The following is a 26,511-nucleotide window of genomic DNA, read 5'->3' on the forward strand; positions in this document are numbered from 1 at the left end:
TGTCTTCTAGTGCCTCAGCATGTGCTTTGCACAGCCTGCGTCGAGATCGGCGGCGGTTTTTTCATCCACGGCAGGAAGGCATGCGGACGCCGGGTGCGCGGCGCGCCCGTGCCGGCGAAAATCGTCGCCGGCTCCTCGATCGGCGGCAGGCACGGCCTCACGCGCGGCCGGCGAAGATCTCCTTCCGGATGACCGCATGAACACCCCAGTTGCCGTCGGCGACCTGGGTGATGCTGAAGTCGACGGCGACCGACATCAGCGACACCGCCTCGTCCTCGTCCAGCCGGTAGCGATCCATCAGAAACTTGCGCGTGGTGCGGAAGGCGCTGCGCAGGGCGAGATCGACGGACGACTTGCGGTAGATTTCCGATTGCGCGTTGCGTCCCAGTTCCTTCAGGTAGTTCTGGTAGCTGAAGCCGTGCAGCACCCAGGCCTGCGGCGTCTCCACCAGCGGATAGGTCAGCCCGTCCAGGAACGGCCTTTCCGCCAGGCTGTCGCGCTTGTGCAGGGCGAGGCGGAAATCGCCGGTCAGGGAGCATTCCAGCGCCGTGCCGTTGATCTCGCCGTCGCCCTGGGCAAGATGCGGGTCGCCCACCGACAGCAGGGCGCCGGGGACCGCCACGGGCAGGTAGATCCTCGCACCCTTGCCGGCACGCCAGTTGTCGACATTGCCGCCGAAATAGCCGGGCGGGATCGAATCGACCATGTCGGCCTCGCGCGGAGCGACGCCGATGAAGCCGAAATGCGGCCGGATCGGCACGACGACGTCGCGCAGCACCCCGTGCCGGTGCTCGACCGTCGCGTGATCGACCGGCACGCCCGGATAGTCCATGATCTCGTGGCACACGCCGAACGGATCGGTCTGCGGCGTCCAGCGGTAGCTGTAGAGCGCGCGGGCGACCGCCTGCTTGGCGTCCAGTTCGTAGATGGTGATCACCTCGCGCGGGCGCGGCGGCTCGATCAGGTCGTGGTACTGGTAGCCCCACCAGGCGGCGGCGTTGCTGCCGAAGCAGCGCCCGGCATGGTCCGGATTGCCGCTCGGTCGCGGGCGGATGTCGAGGATCTCGATCTCCAGCACGTCGCCGGGTTCGGCGCCGCGCACATAGACCGGCCCGGTGCAGATATGCACCCCGAATCCCTCGCCTGCGCCGCGCCCGAAGATCGAGGCGTTCATCGGCCCGGCCCCACGCCGGTCGACCGACTTGCCCTGCGCCGTCCAGTGAAACACGTCCTCCGCGCCGGCGTCGCCCTTGATCATCCGGTCGTGGTCGTCGAAGGCGTGCTGCGTCAGCGTCTCGATGGTGACCAGGCTGCCCGGCTCGACGAACAGTGCCGGCGGGATCGTCCGGCTGAGATAGCCCCAATGCACCGTGTCGCGGCCGACTGCCAGGTGGTGACGGATCCCGTCCTGCGCCGGCGGTGCGGGCGCAGCGCCCGCCGGCGCACCCACGCCGGCTCCAGCGGCGGCGCGCGTCGGAGCGGAGGCGGCGACGCGCGCCTGCGGTCGCCCGCGATATGGATAGGCGGGCGCGGCCTCCGCGGCGGTCCTGCGCAGGGCGCGCGGCGACATGCCATAGGCGAGGCTGAAGGTCCGGCTGAAATGCGCCTGGTCGCGGAAGCCCCAGCGGCAGCAGATCTCGGCGATGCCGTGGTCGCGGTACTTCGGATCGACCAGGTCGGCGCGGCAGCGCTCGAGCCGGCGCTGGCGCAGGTAGTCCGAAAACGTCACGCCCTCGCGCTCGAACAGCCGCTGGGCATAACGCTGGGACAGGTTCTCCTGCGCCGCGATATCGGCGAGCGACAGGTCCGGCGCCGACAGGCGGGCCTCGATCGCCGTGCAGACGCGGCGGAAATGCGCCGCCTGCACCTGGGTCGTCTCGTCGCCAGCCGACTTGCTCTCGATCGCCAGGGCCGCGCCGACCAGTTCGGTCACGGCAATCTCGATGCCGCCAAGCTCGTCGTCGCCGAGCAGATCGAAGCGACCGGCCAGCGCGTTCATGACCGGCCGGACCGCCGCCGCCGACACGGACGCGCCGAGGACAACCGGCAGGCGGACCCGCCCGTGGCCGAGGCGCGCCAGCAGGCGCGCGCGCGGCAGCTCCAGCGCCAGCAGCTGGAAGTCGCCGCGCAGGTCCATGCTCCAGTCCGCAGCCATGTCGCACACCGACAGGTCGCCGTCGGCGAACTCCAGCTCGCGCCGGTCGGCGAAGATCTGGCCCCGTCCGGCGGCGTGGAACACGATCATCGTCGGCGCGTCGGCGCCCGCGCGCAGGCCGACGATCTTCTGCGCGCTCGCGCCGAGGCGGACAAGCCGCGCCCCCGTCGACGACGGCTTCACCGCCAGGTCGCCGGAGCGGAACGGCGATACCGCGCTCGGCCGGCTGGTCAGCGACAGACGCGCCAGCGCCTCCTGCCACGCCCGCTCGCGGTCGCCGGCAGGATAGGTGTCGACCCGGATCGTGTCTTCGGTGGCGGACATGCCGTCTCCCTCGCACGCGTGCGCTGCAGCGCAGCGCTTCGGCCGCCTGGTCCGGCGGCAGATATACTTTAACCCTTGGCGCCAGTATCCACGAAATCACGGTACGAACTAGATTCCAATTTGACCGTCCGCGCCCAAAAACTTGTCGTCCCGGCTAGGACGGATTCGCGCCAGCGACCGCATCTATTTTTCTATCCATATGTTATATAACGACTTTATTTCCTCTTGCGCCTCTCTCTTTAACCCGTCAGATCCGGTCTGCACCGACTCCGGCATGTTGCTGCGCTGCACATTCTCTGCAAGCCTTCGAGGCGCTCAAAGTCTTTCCCGAGCAAAACTGGAAGGAGATCAGAATGTGTGCAGGTGATGATCATAATTGCCCGGATTTCGAGCAACACAGGCAGAAATTTCTCGAAAACCTCGGCGCCGACCGCCGGACGTTCCTGAAATCGGCGCTGCTGACGGCCGGCGGCGCCGCCGGCTTCGGCGCCTCGTCGCTGGTCGGCCCTGCCCTCGCCCAGGTCTCGGCGGCGCACCAGCCGGCGCAGCGCGCCTTCCACTACCTGCCCGCCACCGACGAGACAGTCCACTGGGGCTACTTCAGCAAGACGCTGAAGCCGAAGATCGAGATCAACTCCGGCGATCTCGTCACCATCGAGGCGCTGACCCATCACGCCGCCGACGACATGGAGCGCATGGTCAAGGGCGATCCCGGCGCGGAGAGCGTCTACCTGTGGACCAAGGACAGGAAGGGCGTGAACCGGCGCGGCGCGGGCCCCGAGGATGCCTCGCTGTTCGGCCGAGGCGCCGGCGAGGGTCTCGGCGTGCACATCTGCACCGGCCCGGTCTACGTGCGCGGCGCCGAGCCCGGCGACGTGCTGGAGGTGCGCATCCTCGACGTCGTCCCCCGTCCCTGCGCCAATCCCGCCTTTGCCGGCAAGGCCTTCGGCAGCAACGCCGCCGCCTGGTGGGGCTTTCACTACAAGGATCTGATCACCGAGCCGAAGACACGCGAGGTGATTACCATCTACGAGATCGACGCCACCGGCGAGCGCAACTGGGCCCAGGCCGTCTACAACTTCCGCTGGACGCCGCAGACCGACCCGTTCGGCGTCGTCCACCCGACGATCGATTACCCGGGCGTGCCGGTCGACCATTCCACCGTGGTCGAGAATCATGACGTGCTCAAGGGCATCCGGGTTCCGGTGCGGCCGCATTTCGGCGTCATAGGCCTGGCGCCGAAGGAGGCGGACATGGTCGATTCGATCCCGCCCAGCTACACCGGCGGCAACATCGACAACTGGCGCATCGGCAAGGGCGCGACCATGTACTATCCGGTCGCGGTCGACGGCGCCCTGCTGTCGGTCGGCGATCCGCACGCCTCCCAGGGCGATTCGGAACTGTGCGGCACGGCGATCGAATGCTCGCTGACCGGCACCTTCCAGATCATCCTGCACAAGAAGGCCGACCTGCCCGGCACTGCCCTCGAAGGCCTGGAGCATCCCATGCTGGAGACGCAGAACGAGTGGCTCGTGCACGGCTTCAGCTACGCCAACTATCTGGAGGAGCTCGGCGGCGACGCCCAGTCGGCGATCTACGACAAGTCGTCGGTGGATCTCGCCCTGCGCGACGCCTTCCGCAAGATGCGCCACTTCCTGATGACCACCCAGGGCCTGACCGAGGACGAGGCGATCTCTCTGATCACCGTCAGCGCAGACTTCGGCATCACCCAGGTCGTCGACGGCAACTGGGGCGTTCACGCCATCATCCGCAAGGACATCTTCGCCGGCCGGGCCTGAGCCCGGCTCGCGGGCCCGACGATCACCGTCGTCGGGCCTCTCCTGTCCCGTTCCGGAAAAACCGGGAAGCGGTCGTCTCGAAGGATGGGGGCGCACCGAGCCCGCCGCGCCGACTCGACCTGAGCCCTGGCGAGGAGGCGCCGGTCAGTTGCGACGGACGAAACAGTCGCCGCCGGCGGCCTTGAGGCTCTCGCACAGGGCGTCGGCGGCCTCCTTGGAGCCGGCCGGGATGCGCACCCGGTAGAAGGTGCCGCGGTCGTCGAGCACCGCCGCCTGGATCACCGGCGTCTGGCCGCCGAGGATCGACGGGAAGCGCCGTTGCAAGCCCTCGTAGGCCGCGCGCGCCTGGTCTTCGCTGCGCTGCGAGGTGATCTGGACCATATAGGTGCCCGGCGCCACCGACGGCCCGCTCGCCGCGGGTGCCGGCGCAACGGGGGCAGGTGCGGCCGGTGCGGCCGCCTGCGGCTGGGTGAGATTCAGCGGCGCGTTGCCGACAGGCACGGCCGGTGCGGGTGCGGCCGGTGCGGCGGCGACACGGGTCGGTCCCTCGTCCGGCTTGCGGCGCGGCAGCACGGACGGCACGTCGGCGGTTTCGGCCGGTGCGCCATCGGCCACGAGAGCGGGCACGGCAGGCGCAAGCGCAGGCCCGGGCGCAGCGGGCGCGGGCGTGAGAGACTCAGGCGGCGCGGCGACGGTAGGTGCCGGCGCTGCCACATCCGGCTGCGCCACGGGCGCTTCCTGGACCGGTGCAGGAACCGTCTGTGGCTGAACGCGCGCAGTATCGATCGTGCGGACACCGTTCTCGGCGGGCCCCTCGTCCTCGCCGCCGGAAATGATCGTGCCGTCCGGGCGTACGACCAGCGTGCGCACACGCTTCGGCCCGGCGACAGGCACCTCGTCGGTCGCCGCCGGGGCCGGCGCGGGCGGCAACGCGGCCGGGGCCGGCGTGTCCTGCAGCACGAGCCGCTCCTCCTGCGGCTGCGGCGTGCCGCCGACGCGGTCGTAGATCAGCTTGGACGGCCGGTCCGCACCTTCGACGGGGGTCTCGTCGGGAAAGACCTTGAGCGGTTCCTCGATGCCGGAAATCACCGGCGGCGGCCCGGAGGGCACATCGACCGAGCTGAAATCCATCAGCGCGAAGGTGGCGCCGCCGACGACCGCCAGGCCGAGCACGGCGGCAGCGGCATACAGGCCCTTGCGCGACCCTGTGCCGTGAGGTGCGGCGGACTGCTCGATCGCGGAATGCGGCGGCAGCACGCCGGCTCCGGCAAGGGTCGGATCGCTTTCGTGCATGGCGCGCGCGACCGCGTCGAGGTCGTAGCCTTCGGGCGGCGGCAGATCTTCGTCCTCGCCGATCTCGTCGGCAAAGGCGTCCTCCGGCAACGCTCCTGCAGCAGCAGGCCAGGCCATGTCGTCGATGTCCGGTTCGATCCGGCCGCGCAGCGGCGCTGCCGGCGCTCGCTCCGGCTCGGGCGTGACGCGGGCAACGGTCGGCTCGATCGATGTCGCACCGTGCTTGAAGGCCTGCTGAACAGCTGGCCGCGCCGGGATCTGCTCGTCCTCGAACAGCGAACCGACGATGTCGTCCAGATCTGCGAAGGCATCCGCCGCCGCGCCGCGGGTCGGCTCGGTCGGATGCCGCGTTGCGACCGGCTGCTGTGCGATGTCCGGTGCCTCGTGGGGCTGGCGCGGCGCCACCGGCGCGTCCAGGTCCCAATCGTCGAAGACGGCCTCGCGGGCCGCCGGTTCGCGGTAGGACGGCTCCCGATAGGCCGGTGCTGCGTGGAGGGGCTCCTCATACGCGGTGTCCTCATACGCAGCCTCCTCGTAGGCAGGCTCCTCGTAGGTAGCCTCCTCGTAGGCAGCCTCCCGGTATGCGGGTTCCTCGTATGCGGGTTCCTCGTATGCGGGTTCCTCGTATGCGGGCTCGTCAGGGACCGTCTGGCCGGGCGCGTCTGCCGCTGCGGCAACGCCGCCGCGCGGCGCCCACCGACGGATCTCGTCATGAGCCTGCGGCGACCAGGCCGCTTTGTTCTGCTCCGCGTCAGCGCGGCGCGGAACGCCAGACACGCCTTCGTCATGATCGCCCGCGTCATAGCCGGCTTCGACATGATCGAGCTCGGCAAAGTCGGCCTCGACATAACCGGTCTCGACATAATCGGATTTGGCATGACCCACTTGGTCGTGACCGGGTTCGCCGTAAGCCTCGCCATGGGCCGGCCAGACGGATTGCGCGAGCTGGTCGTAGCCGGCTTCCCCCTGCGCCACGTCCGGTTGGGTGCGCTGCGGCTCGAACGAGGCCTGCAAGGCGCCGAGCAACTCGTCCTCGAGCTCGGCCGTCAGGCTCTGTTCCAGGTCCGCCGACAGGCTGTCGTCGAGCGACGGCGCCCGGACCGGCTGCCCGACCTGTTCATAGACCTGTTCCGGGGCCTCAGACGGCGCCTGCCAGCCGCCGAAAAGGTCCGGTGTCCGCTCGAGCGCCTTCGGCGCGGTCGCCGCCAGTTCATCCAGCGACGGCAGTTCCGGCCAGTTCGGTTCGAGGCGCTGCGCCTCGCTGCCGCCTACGAGCTCGCCGCGTCCGGCCGAAGCCGTCTCGAGAAGCTCGCTCTCTTCCAGGCCGGCGAAATAGTCGGTGGTCTGCACCCGGTCGGCCGTCTGGGCCTGACGGTTGCGGTTCACGATGCGGGCCAGCTCGACAAGGGGGTCTTCACCGCCCGACGAGTCCCCCTGATGCCGACCGGCGGCATCCGCCGGGCGATAGGGGTCGGATTTCGGATAGTCGGAGCGATGAGACATAAGCCTGTTGTGTTCCAAACGAATGACGCCCCGCCCGGAATGCCCGTAGCGCCCCGGCCGAACGCTTCACCTTGCCTCAGCGCATCTCCGGCGGCGCATCCACACCCAGAACCGCAAGACCCGAAGCAAGAACCAAAGATACTGCCCGCACCAGGGCAAGACGCGCTAACGTCGATCCTGTATTTTCAGTGTTAATAAAGCGTAATTGCGGCATTTCCTTGCCACGGTTCCAGTGCGCATGCAAGGAACTCGCCAGATCGTGCAGGAAAAAGGCGATCCGGTGCGGCTCGTGCGCCTCGGCCGCCGCGTCGACCATCTTCGGCCACAGGGCCAGCTTGGCGATCAGGTCCAGTTCGCCGACGTCGCGCAGATGGGACAGGTCCGCCGCCGACAGCGCCGCATCGGACAGGTCGAGATCCGGAAGCTCCTCGCCGGCCTGGCGCAATACCGAGCAGCAGCGCGCATGGCCATACTGGACGTAGAATACCGGATTGTCCTTCGACTGTTCGGTCACCTTCTGGAAGTCGAAGTCGAGTGGCGCGTCGTTCTTGCGGAACAGCATCATGAAGCGGACAGGATCGCGGCCGACTTCCTCGACGACGTCGCGCAGGGTGATGAAGTCGCCGGAACGCTTGGACATGCGCACCGGCTCGCCGGCACGGAACAACTTGACCAGCTGGCACAGGCGCACGATGACCGTCGCCTCGCCGCCGGAGATCGCCTTGCCGACAGCCTCCAGCCGCTTGACGTAGCCGCCGTGGTCGGCGCCCAGCACATAGACCATCTCCTCGAAACCGCGCTGGTACTTGGACAGGAAATAGGCGACGTCGGCGGCGAAATAGGTGTAGGTGCCGTCCGACTTCTTCAACGGCCGGTCGATGTCGTCGCCGAAGTCGGTGGCCCGGAACAGCGTCTGCTCGCGGTCCTCCCAGTCCTCCGGCAACTGGCCCTTGGGCGGCGGCAGCGTGCCCTCGTAGACGAGGCCGCGGCTGCGCAACCGGTCCAGCATCAGGTCGATCTGCGACGGCGTGCCGTCTGAGCGCTCGTGCAGGGTCCGCTCGGAAAAGAACACGTCGTGATGGACATTGAGCAGCTCGAGGTCGGCGCGGATCAGGTCCATCATGCCGGTGATCGCCGCGTCCTTGACGATCGGCAGCCAGCCGGCCTCGTTCATGGACAACAACGCCTGGCCGTGGGCGGCGGCCAGCGCCGCGCCGACCGGCTTCAGGTAGTCGCCCGGATAGAGCCCGGCCGGGATCTCGCCGATGTCCTCGCCGAGCGCCTCGCGGTAGCGCAGGAAGGCGCTGCGGGCCAGGGTCTCGATCTGCGAGCCGGCATCGTTGATGTAGTATTCGCGCGTGACCTCGTAGCCGGCATAGGCGAGAAGATTCGCCAACGCGTCGCCGAACACCGCGCCGCGGGTGTGGCCGACATGCATCGGCCCGGTCGGGTTGGCCGAGACGTATTCGACGTTGACCTTCGTCCCCGCGCCGAGGCGCGAACGGCCGAAGTCCGAGCCCTCGGTGACGGCCGCGCGCAGCACCCGCTCCCACACCGCCGGCGCCACCTTGAGGTTGATGAAACCGGGTCCGGCAACCGAGACCTCGGCGACCTCGTCGTCGCGGCCGAGCGCGGCGGCGATTTGCTCGGCCAGGTCACGCGGCTTCATCCCCAGCGGCTTGGCGAGTATCATCGCTGCGTTGGTGGCGAGGTCCCCGTGGGCCGGATCGCGGGGCGACTCGACCGTTATGCGCGACAGGTCGAGGTCCGGACCAGCGGCGGCGACGGCCTCCAGACCGGCGACGGCGGCCTGCACGCGGGCGGTAAATTCTACAAAGATGTTCATCGGTCGGCCAACTCAAACGGTGGAACGGACGCCCGGCGGGTTTCCGGTGGGTTTCCGGTGGGTTTCCGGCGCGAAGCCGGACACTCTCAGGACTTCATGACGGGCGGGCCTAGCCCAATTCCGGCGTATCGTCAAACAGCCGGCGGTGTTCCTCGATCGCGTAGCGGTCGGTCATGCCGGCGATGAAGTCGCACACCCGCCGGGCACGCCTCGCCTTATCGGCGCCATCCAGTCCTTGACGCCATTCTCGCGGCAACTCCTCCGGCCGCTCCATGTAACGTGCAAACAACTCCCTGACGATGCGCGCGACAAGCTTGCGTACGGCAAGAACGTCCGCATGCCTGTACATATGCGAGAAGAGAAATGTCTTAACCTCCTTCTCCGCATGCGCCATACCTTCCGAAAATCCGACCATACACCTTCCGGCCGACCGTATGTCGTCGGCGCATTTCGGCGCAAGTTCTATCAGTCCGCGCAGCGAGTTCGCGATCACGTCCTCGACCATACGGGTGATCGAACGCCGCACGATCTCGTGGATCCGCCTCTGCTCCTCCAGGCCCGGATAGCGCCCGTCGACCTCCTCGAGGATCGAGCGCAGGAAGGGGACGTCACGGATTTCCTCGATTCTGAAAAGCCTTGCGCGCAAACCATCATCCAGATCGTGAGCATCGTAGGCGATGTCGTCGGCGATCGCCGCCGCCTGCGCCTCAGCGCTCGGCCAGGTGTCCAGGCGGAGGTCCTGCCGTTCTGCATAAGTCCTTACCGCATAAGGAAGAACCGTCCCGGCGAACTTGCCGACCGGACGCCCCGCAGCGTCCGTCAGCGGCCCGTTGTGCTTGACCAGACCCTCCAGGGTCTCCCAGGACAGGTTCAGTCCGTCGAACTCCGCGTAGCGGTGCTCCAGCGCCGTCACCACCCGCAGCGACTGGGCGTTGTGGTCGAAGCCGCCGTAGGGCGCCATGCACTCGTGCATGACGTCCTCGCCCTCGTGGCCGAACGGCGTGTGGCCGAGGTCGTGAGCGAGCGCCAGACATTCGGCCAGATCCTCGTCGAGGCGCAGCGCGCGCGCCAAAGAGCGAGCGATTTGAGATACTTCGATGGTGTGGGTCAGCCGCGTCCGATAGTGGTCGCCCTCGTGGTAGACGAACACCTGGGTCTTGTGCTTGAGCCGGCGGAAGGCGGTCGAATGGATGATCCGATCGCGGTCGCGCTGGAACGGCGTGCGGGTCGGGCTTTCGGGTTCGCGGTGCAGCCGTCCGCGGCTGGCGGCCGGGTCTTCCGAATAGACTGCCCGCTCCTGCGCGCCATAGCCGAGGCTCGTCATCATGCCAGCGATCCTTCCGCCGATCCGCGAACCGCGCATTGACGCGCGGCCCTCCGGTACATACCTATTTGCCAAGATGCCGCGCAACCGCGAAAGCTGCGCGACAGCCGTCCATTCCGGATCAATGGCCAGGACATGACCGACAGCACCGCTCCAACCGTCACCGTCAGCGACCGGGCCGCCCGGCGCATCGCCCGCATCCTTGCCGGCGAGCCGGCCGGATCGATGCTGCGCGTCAGCGTCGAGGGCGGCGGGTGCTCGGGCCTGCAATACAAGTACGACGTTGTGAACGAACGCGAATCCGACGATCTGGCCATCGAGCGCGACGGCGTGACGGTGCTCGTCGATGCGGTCTCGCTGCAATACATGACGGGATCGGAGATCGATTTCGTCGACGACCTGATCGGCCAGTCGTTCCAGATCAGGAACCCAAACGCGGTCGCCGGTTGCGGCTGCGGCACCAGCTTCACGATCTGATTCTCCCGCCCTTTTCGGCGGCTCCGCGATCTCCGCCCCGCCGGGGGCGCCCGGAGCGGCATGGCGTGCTATCACAGGCGGGCGGAATCAGCGAGGGAGCCGGCATGAAGATCGCGACCTGGAACATCAACGGCGTCAAGGCACGCATCGACACGGTGCTGGCGTGGCTGCAGGAAGCCCGACCCGACGTCGCCTGCCTGCAGGAGATCAAGTCCGTTGACGAGGCTTTTCCCTGCCAGCCGTTCGAGGATCTCGGCTACAACGTCGCGACCCACGGCCAGAAGGGCTTCAACGGCGTCGCCCTGCTGTCGAAACGCCCGCTCGAGGACGTCCGGCGCGGCCTTCCCGGCGACGATGGCGACGAACAGGCCCGCTACATCGAAGCCTGCGTGTCGACGGACCGGGGCGCCGTCCGGGTAGGCTGTCTCTATCTGCCCAACGGCAATCCGCTCGGCACGGACAAGTTCCCCTACAAGCTCGCGTGGATGGACCGCCTGCGCCGGCACGCGGCGCTCCGCCTTGCCGAAGAACAGCCCTTCCTGCTGCTCGGCGACTACAACGTCATTCCCGAGCCGAAGGACGCCAGGAACCCGCAGGACTGGCTCGGCGACGCCCTGTTCCAGCCGGAAAGCCGCCAGCACTTCCGAGCCCTGGTCAATCTCGGCTTCACCGAAGCGGTGCGCGCCTGCACCGATGCCGCCGATACCTACACCTTCTGGGACTATCAGGCCGGCGCCTGGCAGAAGAACAACGGCATTCGCATCGATCACGTACTACTATCGCCGCAGGCAGGCGACCTGCTCGCCTCTTGCGGTATCGACAAGCACGTGCGGGCCTGGGAAAAGCCCTCCGACCATGTGCCCGTGTGGGTCGAACTGGCAGCTTAGGAACGGCGTCGCCTCCGTCCCGCGAAACCCGGCCATGCTCGCTCCCTGGCCGGCCGCCCCGAACCCGGCTGCGACCGGTGGCTGCGCGTCAACGGCCGGCCGGCGGCAGGAGAAATCTCCCGTTCTTCGGGGGTAAATTTCGTGTTAATCTAAAAAAATGGGGTAATACGCGGCACAACCTTGAGCGGCATTTGTTTCGCCGCACTGATCCTACCGGCGCGGGCGGGTCCGGAGATCGATTGCACATGCCGCTACCGCGGCCAGGACTTCCATCTCGGCGACATCGTCTGCCTCAAGAGCCCTGACGGACCGCGCCTTGCACAATGTTCCATGGCCCTCAACAACACGTCCTGGCAGTTTCTGGACGCGCCCTGTCCGCTGGCCCTGACACCACCCGCCTCGCACTCCCCCGAAAAGTCGCAAGCGAACGCTCCCGCCCTGCCCGCCGGCAGCTGATGCTGGCAGAAAGCCTTCGGATCACGGCTTGACGAAGCGCACTACCGGACCGCAGCAGCCGTCGTCGCCGGCGCGTTGTGCGCGATCCAGTCGTCGGCCATGGCCGCGGCACTGCGTCGGACGGATTCATCGGCGAGGGCGAAGTACCGTTCCTGCAGGTCGATCACCCAGTTCATCGCCCCGTCCTGCTTGACGTGGTTGCGGGCGAGAATGAGCCACATCAAGCCCCGCGCCTTGTTGCTTTCGGACGTGCCCAGATTGAACAGCGTCTCGCCGAGAAGGGCCTGAGCGCCGATATGACCCTTGATCGCGGCCAGATTGAACCAGCGCACGGCAAGGAGGTCGTTGTTGTCCCGGTACAGGCGACCCAATTCGTATTGCGCCTCTGCATCGCCGAAATAGGATGCGGCGTGGGTGAAGATCTGCTTGGCGCGCGCCGCGTTCGGCTTAACCGACGAATTGCTGATACCGTTCAGGTAATAGGTGCCGAGCGCCACGAAGGCGCTGGCGACAAAGGGCGCCTGGGGGGACGTCGGGCTGTCCTCGCCATGCAGGCGGACCACCTGGCTGTAATATTCGAACGCCTTCAGGTCGTCTTCCTTGACGCCGTCACCCTTGGCATACATCTGGCCGAGCTTCCAGGCGGCCATCGGCTGACCGTTCTCCGCAGCGTAGCGCAACGACGAAACGGCCGCTTCCTTGTCGCCCGAATAGTACTGGCGCGCGCCGTTGCGAAGTGCCTCGCTGGCCGTCATATGGTCGGGCGTAATCTGTCCGTTGCCCGCCGGCGTACCGTCGAACGCATAGGCCGGCAGCATCAGTGCCAGATTCAATCCCAGGACGTTGACCAGATACCGGACCGACCGCATGGCGACCTTCTTCAACTCGGTACTCTTCGTTTCTCGCGATGCGCGCACGGCCTCGCAAGAGGAGGAAGCCGTGCCGCTAGGGCGGGCGTATCGGGTGCAGAGCGCTGCGCCGTCTGGTCGGCCCGACCGATCGGAGGCGTGGATGCCTTCCGTTCGATGATGGTAGCCAGCCAATCCGGCCAGAGTGGGGCCCTGTTCCGGGCAAATATGGCGGCACGGCGATATTTCCTCGGCGAAATGCGACGCCTTCACCTCAGATGGTTCGCCCGAGACGCACAAACCCTGCTCCTGTCCGTTAGCAGTGCCGATCCTGTTGGGAGCGCTCCCGCCCTGTCCGCGCGGCCAGCCGAGTTTTCGACCCGCCGCACCCATATCCGGTGATCGCCAATCATGGCCGAACCGCGGCAATACCCGGACGGACGAGTCATAGCGCAACACATCACGCCTGTGTGTTGCCGCTGCGCCACAGATTGCGGTCGACCGCTCAGCCGACCAGCATGACGCAAGCAGCGCAGATGCCGAGCGCCACCGCGCAGGCGAGATCGACCTGTGCGCGCACGTTCCGTCTTGTGAGATGATGGTTCATGATCGCCCCCTGGCTCCCCGGCCGGCTTCGATGTCCTGCCTTCCCTGCAGCATCAGATCAGATCCAGGTTGACATTCGGTTTCGCGGATATTTCAAAAGCACCGTTTTGCACAGGCGAGCGTCGGAACGCGGCGGCATGGCTTTGCCGTTCCGCCTTTGTCCTGAGACAATCTCGTGTGATTCGACCCTGTGTCCTGCCCCGTCGATTTCCACGACGACGGCCAAGCGAACGAGCGCATGAGCGGAAACAAAGATCTGTTTGCCCGGGCGGAAGACGTCGCGCCCGCCCCCAAGCCCGTCGCGGCACCGGCTTCGGCCGAGCCGGCCCGCCCGCGGCCGGCCCGGCCGGTTGCGGTCGCATCGCCCGGTGGCGAAGACTATACCGCTGCCGACATCGAGGTGCTGGAGGGGCTGGAACCCGTCCGCCGTCGTCCGGGCATGTACATCGGCGGTACCGACGAGAAGGCGCTGCATCATCTCTTTGCCGAGGTGGTCGACAACTCGATGGACGAGGCGGTCGCTGGACACGCGACCTGGATCGATGTGGCGCTCGACGCCGACGGCTACCTGACCGTGACCGACAACGGGCGCGGCATCCCGGTCGATCCGCACCCGAAGTTCAAGGACAAGTCCGCGCTGGAAGTCATCATGACCACCCTGCATGCCGGCGGCAAGTTCGACTCCAAGGTCTACGAAACCTCGGGCGGCCTGCACGGCGTCGGCGTGTCCGTGGTCAACGCGCTGTCGGAGGAACTGGTCGTCGAGGTTGCGCGGGCACGCAAGCTCTACCGCCAAACCTTCCGCCGCGGCCACCCGGTCGGTCCGCTGGAACTGATCGGCGACACCCAGAACCGGCGCGGGACAATGGTCCGGTTCCGGCCGGATCCCCAGATCTTCGGGCCCGGCGCCCGGTTCACGCCGTCCCGACTGCTGAAAATGGCCCGCTCGAAGGCCTATCTGTTCGGCGGCGTGGAAATCCGCTGGCATTGCGATCCCGCGCTCATCGCCGAGCAGGACCAGACGCCGGCGGAGGCCGTGTTCCATTTCCCCGGTGGCCTGCGCGATTTCCTCACCGAGCGGCTCGCCGGCGAGCGGCGGGTGGTCGAGGACCTGTTCGCCGGGCGCACCGACAAGGCCGGCAGCCACGGCTCGGTGGAATGGGCGGTGACCTGGTTCGCCGGCGACGGTTTCCTGAATTCCTACTGCAACACCGTGCCGACGCCCGAGGGCGGCACCCACGAGGCCGGGCTGCGCTACGCCCTGCTGCGCGGCCTCAAGGCCTATGCCGATCTGGTCGGCAACAAGAAGGGCGGGTTGATCACCGGCGACGACGTCATGACCTCGGCCGGCGGCATGCTGTCGGTGTTCATCCGCGAGCCGGAATTCGTCGGTCAGACCAAGGACAAGCTGGCAACCAACGAGGCGACGCGGATCACCGAGAACGCCATCCGCGACGCTTTCGACCATTGGCTCACAGCCTCGCCCAACCAGGCCAACCGGCTGCTCGAGTGGGTCATCGACCGGGCCGAGGAACGGCTGAGGCGGCGGCAGGAAAAAGACGTCGCGCGCAAGACGGCCGTCCGCAAGCTGCGCCTGCCGGGCAAGCTGGCGGACTGTTCCGCCAACCAGTCCGAAGGCACGGAACTGTTCATCGTCGAGGGCGACTCGGCCGGCGGATCCGCCAAGCAGGCGCGCAATCGCTCCAACCAGGCGGTGCTGCCGCTGCGCGGCAAGATTCTCAACGTCGCCAATGCCGGGCGCGACAAGCTCGCGGCCAACCAGCAGATCGCCGACCTGGTGCAGGCGCTCGGCTGCGGCACGCGCAGCCAGTACCGCGACACCGACCTGCGCTACGAGAAGGTCATCATCATGACCGACGCCGACGTCGACGGCGCGCATATCGCCTCGCTGCTGATCACCTTCTTCTACCGGGAAATGCCGGAACTGATCCGCAACAGCCACCTGTTCCTGGCCGTGCCGCCGCTGTACCGGCTGAGTCAGGGTGGCACCACCGTCTACGCGCGCGACGACGCCCACAAGGACGAACTGCTCGCCAGCGTGTTCAAGGGACGCTCCAAGATCGAGATCGGCCGCTTCAAGGGCCTCGGCGAGATGATGCCCGCTCAGCTCAAGGAAACCACGATGGCCCCGGACAAGCGGACCCTGATGCGGGTCATGGTCGAGGAGGAGGACGAGGCGGAAACCCGCTCGGCGGTCGAGCGGCTCATGGGCAACAAGCCGGAGGCACGGTTCAGCTTCATCCAGGAGCACGCCGAGTTCGCCCACGATCTCGACATCTGAGGCAAACCCGCCGATCGCTGCCGCGATTGACCTGCGCCGGCGGATCATATACGCCGCGTTCCGGAGGGGCGCGGGCAAAGAGGCGCAGTGGGTCGATGCTTCAGGCGGTCTATTCAGTCTATGACAGGGCCCGCCGGCCGCTCCGGAACCATCACTACATGGTCTTCGCCGACGCCGGCGTCGCCTATGCACGCATCCCCGGCATGCCGAACCGCATCGCCAGCCGCGGGCTGCGGGCACTCGCCTCCGGCTGCGCCGATCCGGACACCCTGGCCGACGCGACGTGGATCGACGAGGTCGAACTGCTGACCGCCCGCGAGCTGATCCGTCGCTATCCGGCTGCCTTCGTCTTCGCCATCGTTCAGGATCCTGCCGAACGGATCGCAGACTGCTATCGCGACCTCATCGCCTGCGAGGCGCCGCTGCCCACCTTCTATTCGCGGCGTGGCTTCGACAAGACCATGGATCTTGACGCCTTTGTCGAGCGGATCTGCCTGATCGGCGACCTGCGGGCAGAGAACCATTTCCGCAGCCAGGCCAACATCCTGTCCTACAAGAAACGCCTCGTTCCCGAACTGGTCGTGCGCGCCGGCAGCCTCGACGCCGACTGGCCCGCACTCAGGACGGCGATCGCCGACCGCAGCGGCCGCGACGTCGGCCCTGCCCCCGCGCTTGGCGCACCGGCCGAGGACGGGCTGGTCGAGCGCCTGCGTGCCGGTCATCTTTTCTCCCGCCTGCTTCGCCGCTATCATAACGACTACAGGACGTTCTTCGACGCCAAGCCCGAATGAGCCGCCTGGGCTCGAACCGGCAGGACGGAAGGGAGCAGCGATGGCACGCAATCGATCGTTCCGGAACGGTGGGCCTTGCGCCCTGGCGCTGGCGGGCTTTTTGCTCGCAGGGGCCGGCGCGCGCGCAGACGACCTCGCCGACTTCGCCCGCACCATCCCGGACGAGGTGCTGCAAAGCGGCGTGATCCGCCTTGCCGCGGCACCCGACTACCGTTTCGTCCTTCTGCGCCTTGCAGCCGCGGACAGGCTGTTCGTGCAGAAGCTGACCAAGGCCGGAGACGTCGATACCAGTACGGAAATCGAGGAAATAATGACCATGGCGCGCCGCGTCGGCGACATCACCGGCGAGGTCGACTCCGAGGGGCTGATCGCTTTCGTCGAGTTCGCTGCCGGCGATGGCGATCCGGAAACCTACGAACTGTTCATGTCCGAGCGCAGCGATCCGCCGTATCTTTTTCAGCCGGCGTCGAATTGAACCGCGAACCGGCCCGCCGCTGCCGTCAATACATGCGGGATTAGGATTAACGGCGCCGAAAAACTGCCGGCAGCCGAGGAAAACGTTGACACACGGCGGCACGGATGTAGGGTGTGCGCGATTTCGCCAGGGGTTTCCCGGCGACGCGACCGCTGTTGTTCACACCCCCAGACCCGGACGCAAGACTCTATGTCCTTCGATTCTCTCGGCTTAAGCGAGAAGGTCCTCTCGGCGGTCAAGGCCGCCGGCTATACCGAACCCACCGCGATCCAGGCGGGAGCGATTCCGCAGGTTCTGGAGCGCCGCGACGTGCTCGGCATCGCCCAGACCGGAACGGGCAAGACCGCCTCCTTCACCCTGCCGATGCTGACGCTACTGGAGAAAGGCCGAGCCCGTGCGCGCATGCCGCGGACGCTGATCCTCGAGCCGACCCGCGAACTGGCCGCCCAGGTCGAAGAGAACTTCGAGAAATACGGCGTCAACCACAAGCTCAACGTCGCCCTGCTGATCGGCGGCGTGTCCTTCGCCGACCAGGACCGCAAGATCGACCGGGGCGCCGACGTGCTGATCGCGACGCCCGGCCGCCTGCTCGACCACGTGGAACGCGGCAAGCTGATGCTGCAGGGGGTCGAAATCCTTGTCATCGACGAGGCCGACCGGATGCTCGACATGGGCTTCATTCCCGACATCGAGCGGATCTGCAAGCTGATCCCGTTCACCCGCCAGACTCTGTTCTTCTCGGCCACCATGCCGCCCGAGATCCAGCGTCTGACTGAGACTTTCCTGCAGAACCCGGCCAAGATCGAGGTCGCCCCTCGCTCCTCGACTGCGGAAAACGTCACCCAGTATATCGTCGCCGCCGGCAGCGTCGACTTCGAAAAGCGCGCCAAGCTGCGCGAGCTTCTGGGTGAGGCGGAGGACCTGAAGAATGCGATCGTGTTCTGCAACCGCAAGCGCGACGTGACGACGCTGTTCCGCTCCCTCGAGCGCCACGGCTTCAACGTCGGTTGCCTGCACGGCGACATGGATCAGCGCACCCGCATGCAGACGCTCGAAAGCTTCCGCAAGGGGACGCTGACCCTGCTCGTGGCCAGCGACGTCGCCGCACGCGGCCTCGACATTCCCGACGTCAGCCATGTGTTCAACTTCGACGTGCCGATTCACGCCGAAGACTATGTCCATCGCATCGGCCGGACCGGCCGCGCCGGCCGGTCCGGCGTGTCCTACACCCTGGTGACCGGAGAAGACTCCAAGTATCTCTCGGCGATCGAGAAGCTGATCAACAAGTCCATCACCTGGCTCGGCGAGCCGCTGGACTTCGAGGCGGCCGAAGCCGAACGCAAGGAGCGCCGCCGTGCCGGCAAGGGCACCGGCAGGACGGCGCGCGGCGGTGCCGAAAAGCGCGAACCGGGCGAGAAGCCTCAGAAGTCCCGGGCCGGTGAGCCGAGAAGGGCGCTGGACAAGGACGAAGGCGGGGCACCGAAACGCGAGCGCACACGCGCCTCCTCGGCGCGCGATGCAAAGCCGGCTCGAGACCGGAGCGAACCGAGACGCGACCGCTCACACGAGACGGACGAGCCCGTGATCGGTCTCGGCAGCCACGTTCCGGCGTTCCTGCTGCGTGAACCGAGGCCTAAAGGCGCGAGCTGACGACCGGGCGGCGTGGCCGCCTCCGTCATGAAAACCCAAGGTTAACTGGAATTTAAACGTTACGGAACCATAGTTCCGCGTGACGAGCGCTCGGGGTATAGAGAAGTATTAATTCCTTCAATGCGTGGGATGAGAGATGGCGGAAGAGGAGGATTTCAAGCGCACGATCGTCTACGGAGAATCCGCCCTCTCCTACATCAAGCGCAACACCTTGCCTGCCTATCCGCGCAATTACGAACTCTGGTACACTTATTCGGCCGGATTCAATCATGGGCTGAATCGCGCGATCAACGATATCCTCACCGTCAAGGGGCGGATCTCCCCGGAGGAAGTCCAGAAGGTCTACGCGCGTTTCCTCTCGCCCAACCGCCTAAGCGATCGCATTGACGAGGTCGGAGCCAAGGTCTCCGACGAGGTCAATGACCTTGTCGAGGCCATCCGGATCAGCACGGACGCGACTTCCGACTACGGCTTGGCACTGGAGAAAGCCAGTGCCAAGCTGAAAGGCCTGACCGACACCAACAAGCTGCGAGCCGTCGTAGCCCACATGATCAAGTCCACGCATGCCGCCGTGGCGGCCAACAAGAATCTGGAGAACCAGCTGCTTGACTCGCGCCGCCAGATCGAGAGCCTGCAGGAAAGCTTGGAATCGATCCGTTACGAATCGCTGACCGACGAACTGACCACACTGAACAACCGCAGGCATTTCGATTTGTCGATCGACAACGCGGTGAAGATGGCCGCCGCGAACGAAGAACCGTTCGCATTACTCCTGACTGACATCGATCATTTCAAGAAATTCAACGACAATTACGGCCATCAAACCGGCGATCAGGTGCTCCGCCTCGTCGCTCTGGCGGTCAAGCAGAACATCAAGGGTCAGGACACGGCTTGCCGCTACGGCGGCGAGGAGTTCGCCGTCATCCTGCCGAACACCTCCCTTCGCGACGCCATCGCAGTCGCCGAGAACATCCGCAAGTCGGTGCTGTCGAAGGAACTGGTCAAGCGCTCGACAGGCGAGAACCTCGGTCGCATCACGATGTCGATCGGCGTGGCTCTGTACAGAGCCGGCGACACGACCCAATCCATCATCGCCCGCGCCGATGCCGCGCTCTATGCTGCCAAGCGCAGCGGTCGCAATCTGGTCAAGTGCGAGACCGATCCGGAAGTCGACCAGATCGGCAGCCAGGTCGCCTAGGGACGTACAACCGACCGGTCCGGACCAGCAGCCTCAAGGCCCATCTGCCAGAAATCGGCTTCCAGAAGCGATGCCTGCCGGAACAGAGCCTCCAGCCTCGGCAGACGCGGATCATTGGCGTAAATGGCGGCAACGCGATCCATCCATCCGGCGAACGCGGCAGCAACCTCCTGATAAGCTGTCCCGGCATATTCCCCGATCCAGCGGCCATAGGGATGATCCGCGTGCCGGGCCATCGGCGCGCTCGACGCGAGACGGGCGCCGATCTCGGCATAGCCCATGATGCAGGGCGCCAGGGCGACCTGAAGGTCGAGCAGATCGCCCTGCATCCCCGCGTCCAGCACGAAGCGGGTATAGGCCGTCGTCGCCCGTTCCTCGCGCGCGGCATCGAGATCCGCCCTGCTCAGCCCCCAGCCCGCGCAGAGACCGACGTGGAGGTCCATTTCGACGTCGAGGATCGCCTTGACGCCATCCAGAGCGTTGTGCATGTCCACAAGCGTCGGGCTCTTGTAGAGCGCCAAGGCATAGGCGCGCGCAAACTGTACGAGGAACAGATAGTCCTGAACGAGATAGCGGCGGAACGCCGCCTCCGGCAGACTGCCGTCGCCGAGACAGCGAACGAACTCGTGCTCGACATAGCCGGTCCAGTCGGGACCGGCAGCCTGTTTCAGCCGCGAGAAAAGCTGCATGGAAGGTCCCTAGCGGGCGAGCGCTGCCGTATCGGCGGGCTTGAGCGATACCGACTCGCCACAGCCGCAGGCCGAGACCTCGTTGGGATTGCGGAACACGAAGCCGGAGCGGAACTTGGTGGTCTCGAAATCCATCTCCGTGCCGAGCAGGAACAGTACCGCCGAGGGATCGACATAAATGCGGGCGCCCTGGTCGTCGATCACGTCGTCGCGGGGATCGGCCTGCTCCACCAGGCTCATGGTGTATTCCATTCCGGCGCAGCCCCCCTTCTTGATGCCGACGCGCAGGCCGAGGACCGCCCGGTCGGCATTGTCGATGAGATCGCGCACGCGTTCGGCAGCCGCCTTCGTCAGCGTCATCACCTGAAACCTGCGTGCCGTTGCCATAGCCGATGCTCCTTGCGGCGCTGCGGCGCCGTCTGCCCGATCCCTCCCCCGCAGATATAAGGTTTCCGTGCGGGAGATAAAGGCGTCAATACCAGTTCAGCGCGACCCGGGCCTCTTCCGACATGCGGTCGGGCGTCCAGGGCGGATCGAACACCATGGAGACATCGACGGCGCCGACCCCGGGCACCGCGGCGATGGCATTCTCGACCCAGCCCGGCATTTCGCCGGCGACCGGACACCCCGGTGCGGTCAGCGTCATGTCAACCTTGACGCTGCGGTCATCCTCGATGTCGACCTTGTAGATGAGACCGAGTTCGTAGATGTCGCAGGGGATCTCGGGATCGTAGACCGTCTTCAGCGCCGCGATGATGTCTGCGGTCAGCCGGTCCAGTTCCTCGGGCGGAATCGCAGATGCAGAGGTCTGGATCGGGCTGTCGGCCGCGACCGTCTCGAGGGCCCGTGCAGCGGGACTGTTTTCCATCGCTTGCTTCCTCACGCAAAGAACTTGTGCGCCTTGATCAGCGCTTCGGCCAGGACGTCGACCTCTTCCATCGTGTTGTAGAGGCCGAAGCTGGCGCGGCAGGTCGAGGTCACGCCATAGCGCGCCAGCAGCGGCTGGGCGCAATGGGTGCCGGCGCGCACCGCGACGCCCGACCGGTCGATGATCGTCGACACGTCGTGGGCATGGGCACCCTGCATCTCGAACGAGACGATCGCGCCCTTGCCCGGCGCCGTCCCGAAGATGCGCAGCGAGTTGATCTCGCCGAGGCGCTGATGGGCATAGGCGCACAGCGCCGCCTCGTGGCGGGCAATGTTGTCGCGCCCAAGCGCCTCCATGTAGTCGAGCGCGGCGCCGAGGCCGATCGCCTGGACGATCGGCGGCGTGCCGGCCTCGAACCGGTGCGGCGGATCGGCATAGGTAACGAGCGATTCGGTCACGTCGGCGATCATCTCGCCGCCGCCGCAGAACGGCCGCATCGCCTTGAGCCGGTCCATCTTCGCCCACAGGACGCCGATGCCGGTCGGCCCGTAGACCTTGTGGCCGGTGAAGGCGTAGTAGTCGCAGCCGATGTCCTGGACGTCCACGGGCAGGTGAACGGCCGCCTGACTGCCGTCGACGAGCACGGGAATGCCGCGCTCATGGGCGATCCGGCACACTTCCTTCACCGGCACCACCGTGCCGAGCACGTTCGACATGTGGGTGATCGCGACCAGCCTGGTGCGATCGGACAGCGCGTCGGCAAAGGCGTCGAGATCAAACGATCCGTCCTCGCGGACATAGACCCATTTCAGCACCGCTCCATGGCGTTCCCGGTGGAAATGCCAAGGGACGATGTTGGAATGGTGCTCCATGATCGACAGCACGATCTCGTCGCCCGGCCCGAAGGTCTCCGGCCCCAGCCCATAGGAGACGAGGTTGATCGCCTCGGTGGTCGAGCGGGTGAACACGATCTCGTCGACGGACGGCGCATTGAGGAACCGGCGCACGGTCTCGCGCGCCGCCTCGTAGTTCTCCGTCGCCGTGTTCGACAGGTAGTGAAGGCCTCGGTGGACGTTGGCATATTCGAACGAATAGGCCCTGGTCACCGCGTCGATCACCGCCTGCGGCTTCTGGGCCGAGGCGCCGTTGTCCAGATAGACCAGCGGCTTGCCGTAGACCGTGCGCGACAGGATCGGGAAGTCGCGGCGCACCGCCTCGACGTCGTAGGGTGCCGGACCCGTTGTTGCCTGTGCCGATGCGCTCGTCATGATGTCTCCTCAGCCGCCGACGGCCAGCCAGTCGCGCACGCGCTGTTCCAGCGGCTCGGTCACGCTCTCGCTGCCGAATTCCTCGATCGCTTCCGACAGGAAGGCGAGGACCAACAGGGTGCGCGCCTCGGCCTCGGGAATTCCACGGGCGCGCAGGTAGAACAGCAGGTCCTCGTCGATCTGGCCGCTGGTCGCGCCATGGGCGCACTGCACGTCGTCGGCGAAGATCTCCAGCTCCGGCTTGTTGGCCATCTCCGCTTCCTCCGACAGAAGCAGAGCCTGAGTCATCATCCGCCCATCGGTCTTCTGGGCATGCGGGCGAACGATGATCTTGCCCTGATAGACCGCCTTGGCCCGGCCGTCGATCACCGACTTGAAATATTCGCGGCTGTCGCAATGCGGCACGGCATGATCGACGACCAGGGTCTGGTCGGCAAGCTGGTCGCCGCGCACCATGGTGACGCCGAACAGGTCGGCGCGGGCGCCTTCGCCGGCGAAGGAGACGAAGGACTGGTTGCGGGCGAAGGCGGTGCCGACGACGAAGCCGAGCGTCTTCAGATGCGCGTCGCCGGCAAGCCGCGCGAAGGATGTCGAGACATGGGCGTGGCTGCCGGCGCCGGACATCAGCCGCACGCTCGCCAGTATCGCGCCCTTGCCCAGGTCGTAGTCCGACACGGCGTTGGTCTCGCCGCCGGCGCCCACCGACGCGAAGCTCTCCAGCAGGGTCAACTCGGCGCCCTCGCCGAGGGCGATGCGGCAGCGGCTGAAGCTGGCGCCGGCGCCGACCGTCAGGTGGACGATCTCGACCGGCTTGTCGACGCGCCTGCCCGCCTCGACCGCGACGGTCACGCCGCCCTGGACCAGCGCGGTGTTGAGATCGACCAGCGCGTTGCCCTGGGCGATCGCCGGACACTGCAGCAGCTTGGCGGCATCGCTGTTGGCGAGCCCGTCGTTGATGTCGCGGACCGTCACCCCTGCCGCGTCGAGGGCGTTTAGGTCCGACAGCTCTGCGACCAGCCGGCCGTTGGCGAGCACCAGGCGAAAGCGCTCGAGGCCGCCGTAGGCGTCCGCCGCCTCGAGGGCAGGCCCGGCTGCCTGCGCGGTCACCGGGTCCGCGAGCGGCGCGGCACCCTTCATGTAGGCGCGCAGGTCGGTGTATTTCCACTCCTCGACGCGCCGGTGCGGCAGACCCGTCTGGCTGAACCGATCGAAGGCGGCGTTGCGCAGGGCGGCGATTTCGGCGCCGCCCGCCAGCGACGTCCGGCTGCGCTCGAACTGCTCGGCGAGGTCCGTTTCGGCCTGGGTGCGCACGACGCGAATGCTGGCGTTCATGGTCTGCTCCCTGCCCTCAGGCCGCTTCTTCGCCGACATAGTCGGCATAGCCGTTCTTCTCCAGTTCCAGCGCCAGGTCCGGCCCACCGGTCCTCACGATCCTGCCCTTCGACAGGACATGGACGACGTCGGGGACGATGTGGTCGAGCAGGCGCTGGTAGTGGGTGATGACGATCATGGCGCGGTCGGGCGAGCGCAGCTTGTTGACGCCGTCGGAGACGATGCGCAGGGCGTCGATGTCGAGGCCGGAATCCGTCTCGTCGAGCACGCACAGGCTGGGTTCGAGCAGGGCCATCTGCAGGATCTCCGAGCGCTTCTTCTCTCCGCCCGAGAAGCCGACGTTGAGCGGACGCTTGAGCATATCCATGGTCACGTTGAGATCGGCCGCCTTCTCCTTGACCAGTTTCAGGAAGGCCGGGATCGTCAGTTCCGGCTCGCCGCGCGCCTTGCGCTGCGCGTTGAGCGCGGTCTTGAGGAACTCCATCGTGGCCACGCCCGGGATCTCGATCGGATACTGGAAGGCGAGGAACACGCCGGCGGCGGCGCGCTCATCCGGCTCCATATCGAGCAGATTCTCGCCGTTGAACAGGATCTCGCCCTCGGTGACCTCGTAGTCCTCCTTGCCGGCGAGAACATAGGACAGGGTCGACTTGCCCGAGCCGTTCGGGCCCATGATGGCATGCACTTCGCCCGGTTTCACCACGAGGTCGATGCCGCGCAGGATCTCGGCGCCGTCGTCGGCGATGCGGGCGTGCAGGTTCTTGATCTCAAGCATTGAGGCAATCCTCATTCAGTCAGCGGCGCAACAGAACTGCGCCATCATCAGTCAGGGGTCTTGTTGCGAAGCAGCTCAGCCGACCGAACCCTCCAGGCTGATCGAGATCAGCTTCTGGGCCTCGACCGCGAATTCCATCGGCAACTGCTGGATGACATCCTTGACGAAGCCGTTGACGATCAGCGCCACCGCCTCCTCTTCCGACAGCCCGCGCTGCAGGCAGTAGAACATCTGATCGTCGGAGATCTTCGATGTCGTCGCCTCGTGCTCGAAGACGGCGGTGGCGTTCTTCGATTCGATGTAGGGCACCGTGTGCGCGCCGCAGTCCTGGCCGATAAGCAGGCTGTCGCACTGGGTGAAGTTGCGCGCGTTGGTGGCCTTGCGATGCGCCGAGACAAGGCCGCGGTAGGTGTTCTCCGACTTGCCCGCCGCGATGCCCTTGGAGATGATCCGGCTCGAGGTGTTCTTGCCGAGATGGATCATCTTGGTGCCCGAGTCGATCTGCTGGTGGCCGTTCGACACCGCGATCGAGTAGAACTCTCCGCGCGAGTTGTCGCCGCGCAGGATGCAGGACGGATACTTCCAGGTGATCGCCGAGCCGGTCTCGACCTGGGTCCAGGAAATCTTGGAGTTCCGGCCCCGGCAGTCGCCGCGCTTGGTGACGAAGTTGTAGATGCCGCCCTTGCCGTCCTTGTCGCCCGGATACCAGTTCTGCACGGTCGAGTACTTGATCTCGGCGTCATCGAGCGCGATCAGTTCGACCACAGCGGCATGCAGCTGGTTCTCGTCGCGCTGCGGTGCCGTGCAGCCTTCAAGGTAGGACACGTAGGCGCCCTTGTCGGCGATGATCAGCGTGCGCTCGAACTGTCCGGTCTTCTGCTCGTTGATGCGGAAGTAGGTCGACAGCTCCATGGGGCAGCGCACGCCTTCCGGCACGTAGACGAACGAGCCGTCGGAGAACACCGCCGAGTTCAGCGTGGCGTAATAGTTGTCGGTCACCGGAACGACCGAACCGAGATACTTTTTGACCAGATCCGGATATTCGCGCACGGCCTCGGAGATCGAGCAGAAGATGACACCGGCCTTCTTCAGCTCTTCCTTGAAGGTGGTCACCACCGAGACCGAATCGAACACGGCGTCGACGGCGACCCGGTTCTGCGGCGCGATGCCGGCCAGGATCTCCTGCTCGCGCAGCGGAATGCCGAGCTTCTCGTAGGTCGCCAGCAGTTCCGGGTCGACCTCGTCGATGCTCTTCGGCCCCTCGACGCTCTTCGGCGCCGCATAGTAGTAGAGGTCATCGAAATCGATCTTCGGATAGGACACCCGCGCCCAGGTCGGCTCGTCCATGGCCTTGAACCGCCGCAGCGCGTCGAGGCGCCACTCGGTCATCCATTCCGGCTCGTTCTTCTTGGCCGACAGGAAGCGGACCGTCTCGTCGGACAGCCCCTTGGCGCCCCTCTCGGATTCGATGTCGGTGACGAAACCGTACTTATACTGGTCAACATCGATCGCCTTGACCCGATCGATCGTCTCCTGCACAGCGGGCATCTTCTTCTCCGTTCGTCTCGGCCCATGGGCCGGCATTGTATTCGTCTTGCGGACCACGTGCAGGGCGGCTCCTGGCCGCCGGCGGTCCTTTGGGCGG

20 protein-coding genes are annotated in these 26,511 nt (G+C 66.3%); 8 read left to right on the forward strand and 12 right to left on the reverse strand.

The window, feature by feature from the left end; all coding sequences use genetic code 11:
* Window positions 1–157: 157 nt before the first annotated feature.
* On the reverse strand, window positions 158–2,479 hold the full coding sequence (locus SL003B_RS11850; RefSeq protein WP_013653083.1) for an acetamidase/formamidase family protein: 2,322 nt from the start codon (window positions 2,477–2,479) through the stop codon (window positions 158–160).
* Between the two features lie 353 nt (window positions 2,480–2,832).
* Between SL003B_RS11850 and SL003B_RS11855 the strand changes: the two genes are divergently transcribed.
* Window positions 2,833–4,278 (forward strand): acetamidase/formamidase family protein, encoded by a 1,446-nt coding sequence (locus tag SL003B_RS11855; protein ID WP_013653084.1) that lies wholly within the window; start codon window positions 2,833–2,835, stop codon window positions 4,276–4,278.
* Window positions 4,279–4,422: 144 nt separating this feature from the next.
* Here SL003B_RS11855 and SL003B_RS11860 read toward each other — a convergent pair whose 3' ends face one another.
* The 3 genes from SL003B_RS11860 to SL003B_RS11870 all read right to left on the reverse strand — a co-directional run bounded on the left by SL003B_RS11860 (window position 4,423) and on the right by SL003B_RS11870 (window position 10,247).
* Window positions 4,423–7,074: an SPOR domain-containing protein gene (locus tag SL003B_RS11860; RefSeq protein WP_013653085.1), complete on the reverse strand. Its 2,652-nt coding sequence runs from the start codon at window positions 7,072–7,074 to the stop codon at window positions 4,423–4,425.
* 76 nt (window positions 7,075–7,150) lie between these two features.
* Window positions 7,151–8,920, reverse strand: coding sequence for an arginine--tRNA ligase (gene argS / locus SL003B_RS11865; protein ID WP_013653086.1), 1,770 nt, complete (start codon window positions 8,918–8,920; stop codon window positions 7,151–7,153).
* A gap of 109 nt (window positions 8,921–9,029) precedes the next feature.
* The gene (locus tag SL003B_RS11870) at window positions 9,030–10,247 is read right to left on the reverse strand and encodes a deoxyguanosinetriphosphate triphosphohydrolase (RefSeq protein ID WP_041376079.1); all 1,218 of its coding nucleotides are present in this window, start codon (window positions 10,245–10,247) and stop codon (window positions 9,030–9,032) included.
* Between the two features lie 132 nt (window positions 10,248–10,379).
* On the opposite strand from SL003B_RS11870, the gene erpA reads away from it, so the two are divergent.
* The gene (gene erpA, locus SL003B_RS11875; RefSeq protein ID WP_013653088.1) at window positions 10,380–10,721 is read left to right on the forward strand and encodes an iron-sulfur cluster insertion protein ErpA; all 342 of its coding nucleotides are present in this window, start codon (window positions 10,380–10,382) and stop codon (window positions 10,719–10,721) included.
* Window positions 10,722–10,825: 104 nt separating this feature from the next.
* Window positions 10,826–11,608, forward strand: coding sequence for an exodeoxyribonuclease III (xth, locus tag SL003B_RS11880; RefSeq protein WP_013653089.1), 783 nt, complete (start codon window positions 10,826–10,828; stop codon window positions 11,606–11,608).
* Between the two features lie 497 nt (window positions 11,609–12,105).
* On the opposite strand, the gene SL003B_RS11885 is transcribed toward xth, so the two are convergent.
* Window positions 12,106–13,368, reverse strand: a complete 1,263-nt coding sequence (locus SL003B_RS11885; RefSeq protein ID WP_242390242.1) for a tetratricopeptide repeat protein — start codon at window positions 13,366–13,368, stop codon at window positions 12,106–12,108.
* Window positions 13,369–13,756: 388 nt separating this feature from the next.
* On the opposite strand from SL003B_RS11885, the gene parE reads away from it, so the two are divergent.
* The 5 genes from parE (at window position 13,757) to SL003B_RS11910 (ending at window position 19,934) form a co-directional block, all read left to right on the forward strand.
* Window positions 13,757–15,820, forward strand: a complete 2,064-nt coding sequence (gene parE / locus SL003B_RS11890) for a DNA topoisomerase IV subunit B (protein ID WP_041376081.1) — start codon at window positions 13,757–13,759, stop codon at window positions 15,818–15,820.
* 158 nt (window positions 15,821–15,978) lie between these two features.
* A complete protein-coding gene (locus tag SL003B_RS11895) occupies window positions 15,979–16,611 on the forward strand; it encodes a sulfotransferase family protein (protein WP_013653093.1) in 633 nt (210 codons plus the stop codon).
* Between the two features lie 40 nt (window positions 16,612–16,651).
* A complete protein-coding gene (locus SL003B_RS11900) occupies window positions 16,652–17,086 on the forward strand; it encodes a hypothetical protein (RefSeq protein WP_013653094.1) in 435 nt (144 codons plus the stop codon).
* Between the two features lie 189 nt (window positions 17,087–17,275).
* Window positions 17,276–18,736 (forward strand): DEAD/DEAH box helicase, encoded by a 1,461-nt coding sequence (locus SL003B_RS11905; RefSeq protein WP_013653095.1) that lies wholly within the window; start codon window positions 17,276–17,278, stop codon window positions 18,734–18,736.
* A 136-nt stretch (window positions 18,737–18,872) separates the two neighbouring features.
* A complete protein-coding gene (locus SL003B_RS11910; protein WP_013653096.1) occupies window positions 18,873–19,934 on the forward strand; it encodes a GGDEF domain-containing protein in 1,062 nt (353 codons plus the stop codon).
* On the opposite strand, the gene tenA is transcribed toward SL003B_RS11910, so the two are convergent.
* The 7 genes from tenA to sufB form a co-directional block, all read right to left on the reverse strand.
* The gene (gene tenA, locus SL003B_RS11915; protein WP_013653097.1) at window positions 19,931–20,623 is read right to left on the reverse strand and encodes a thiaminase II; all 693 of its coding nucleotides are present in this window, start codon (window positions 20,621–20,623) and stop codon (window positions 19,931–19,933) included. The genes SL003B_RS11910 and tenA overlap by 4 nt on opposite strands.
* A 9-nt stretch (window positions 20,624–20,632) precedes the next feature.
* The gene (gene sufA, locus SL003B_RS11920) at window positions 20,633–21,010 is read right to left on the reverse strand and encodes a Fe-S cluster assembly scaffold SufA (protein ID WP_013653098.1); all 378 of its coding nucleotides are present in this window, start codon (window positions 21,008–21,010) and stop codon (window positions 20,633–20,635) included.
* Window positions 21,011–21,095: 85 nt separating this feature from the next.
* Complete coding sequence (locus SL003B_RS11925) at window positions 21,096–21,491, reverse strand: SUF system Fe-S cluster assembly protein (protein ID WP_013653099.1); 396 nt, start codon at window positions 21,489–21,491, stop codon at window positions 21,096–21,098.
* A gap of 11 nt (window positions 21,492–21,502) precedes the next feature.
* Window positions 21,503–22,759 carry a cysteine desulfurase gene (locus SL003B_RS11930; RefSeq protein WP_013653100.1) on the reverse strand — a complete coding sequence of 419 codons (1,257 nt, stop codon included), beginning with the start codon at window positions 22,757–22,759 and terminating at the stop codon, window positions 21,503–21,505.
* 9 nt (window positions 22,760–22,768) lie between these two features.
* Complete coding sequence (gene sufD / locus SL003B_RS11935; RefSeq protein ID WP_013653101.1) at window positions 22,769–24,091, reverse strand: Fe-S cluster assembly protein SufD; 1,323 nt, start codon at window positions 24,089–24,091, stop codon at window positions 22,769–22,771.
* Between the two features lie 16 nt (window positions 24,092–24,107).
* The gene (sufC, locus tag SL003B_RS11940; protein ID WP_013653102.1) at window positions 24,108–24,866 is read right to left on the reverse strand and encodes a Fe-S cluster assembly ATPase SufC; all 759 of its coding nucleotides are present in this window, start codon (window positions 24,864–24,866) and stop codon (window positions 24,108–24,110) included.
* A gap of 75 nt (window positions 24,867–24,941) precedes the next feature.
* On the reverse strand, window positions 24,942–26,414 hold the full coding sequence (gene sufB, locus SL003B_RS11945) for a Fe-S cluster assembly protein SufB (protein ID WP_013653103.1): 1,473 nt from the start codon (window positions 26,412–26,414) through the stop codon (window positions 24,942–24,944).
* Window positions 26,415–26,511 lie beyond the last annotated feature (97 nt).

It is taken from the genome of Polymorphum gilvum SL003B-26A1, assembly GCF_000192745.1.
GTDB lineage: Bacteria > Pseudomonadota > Alphaproteobacteria > Rhizobiales > Stappiaceae > Polymorphum > Polymorphum gilvum.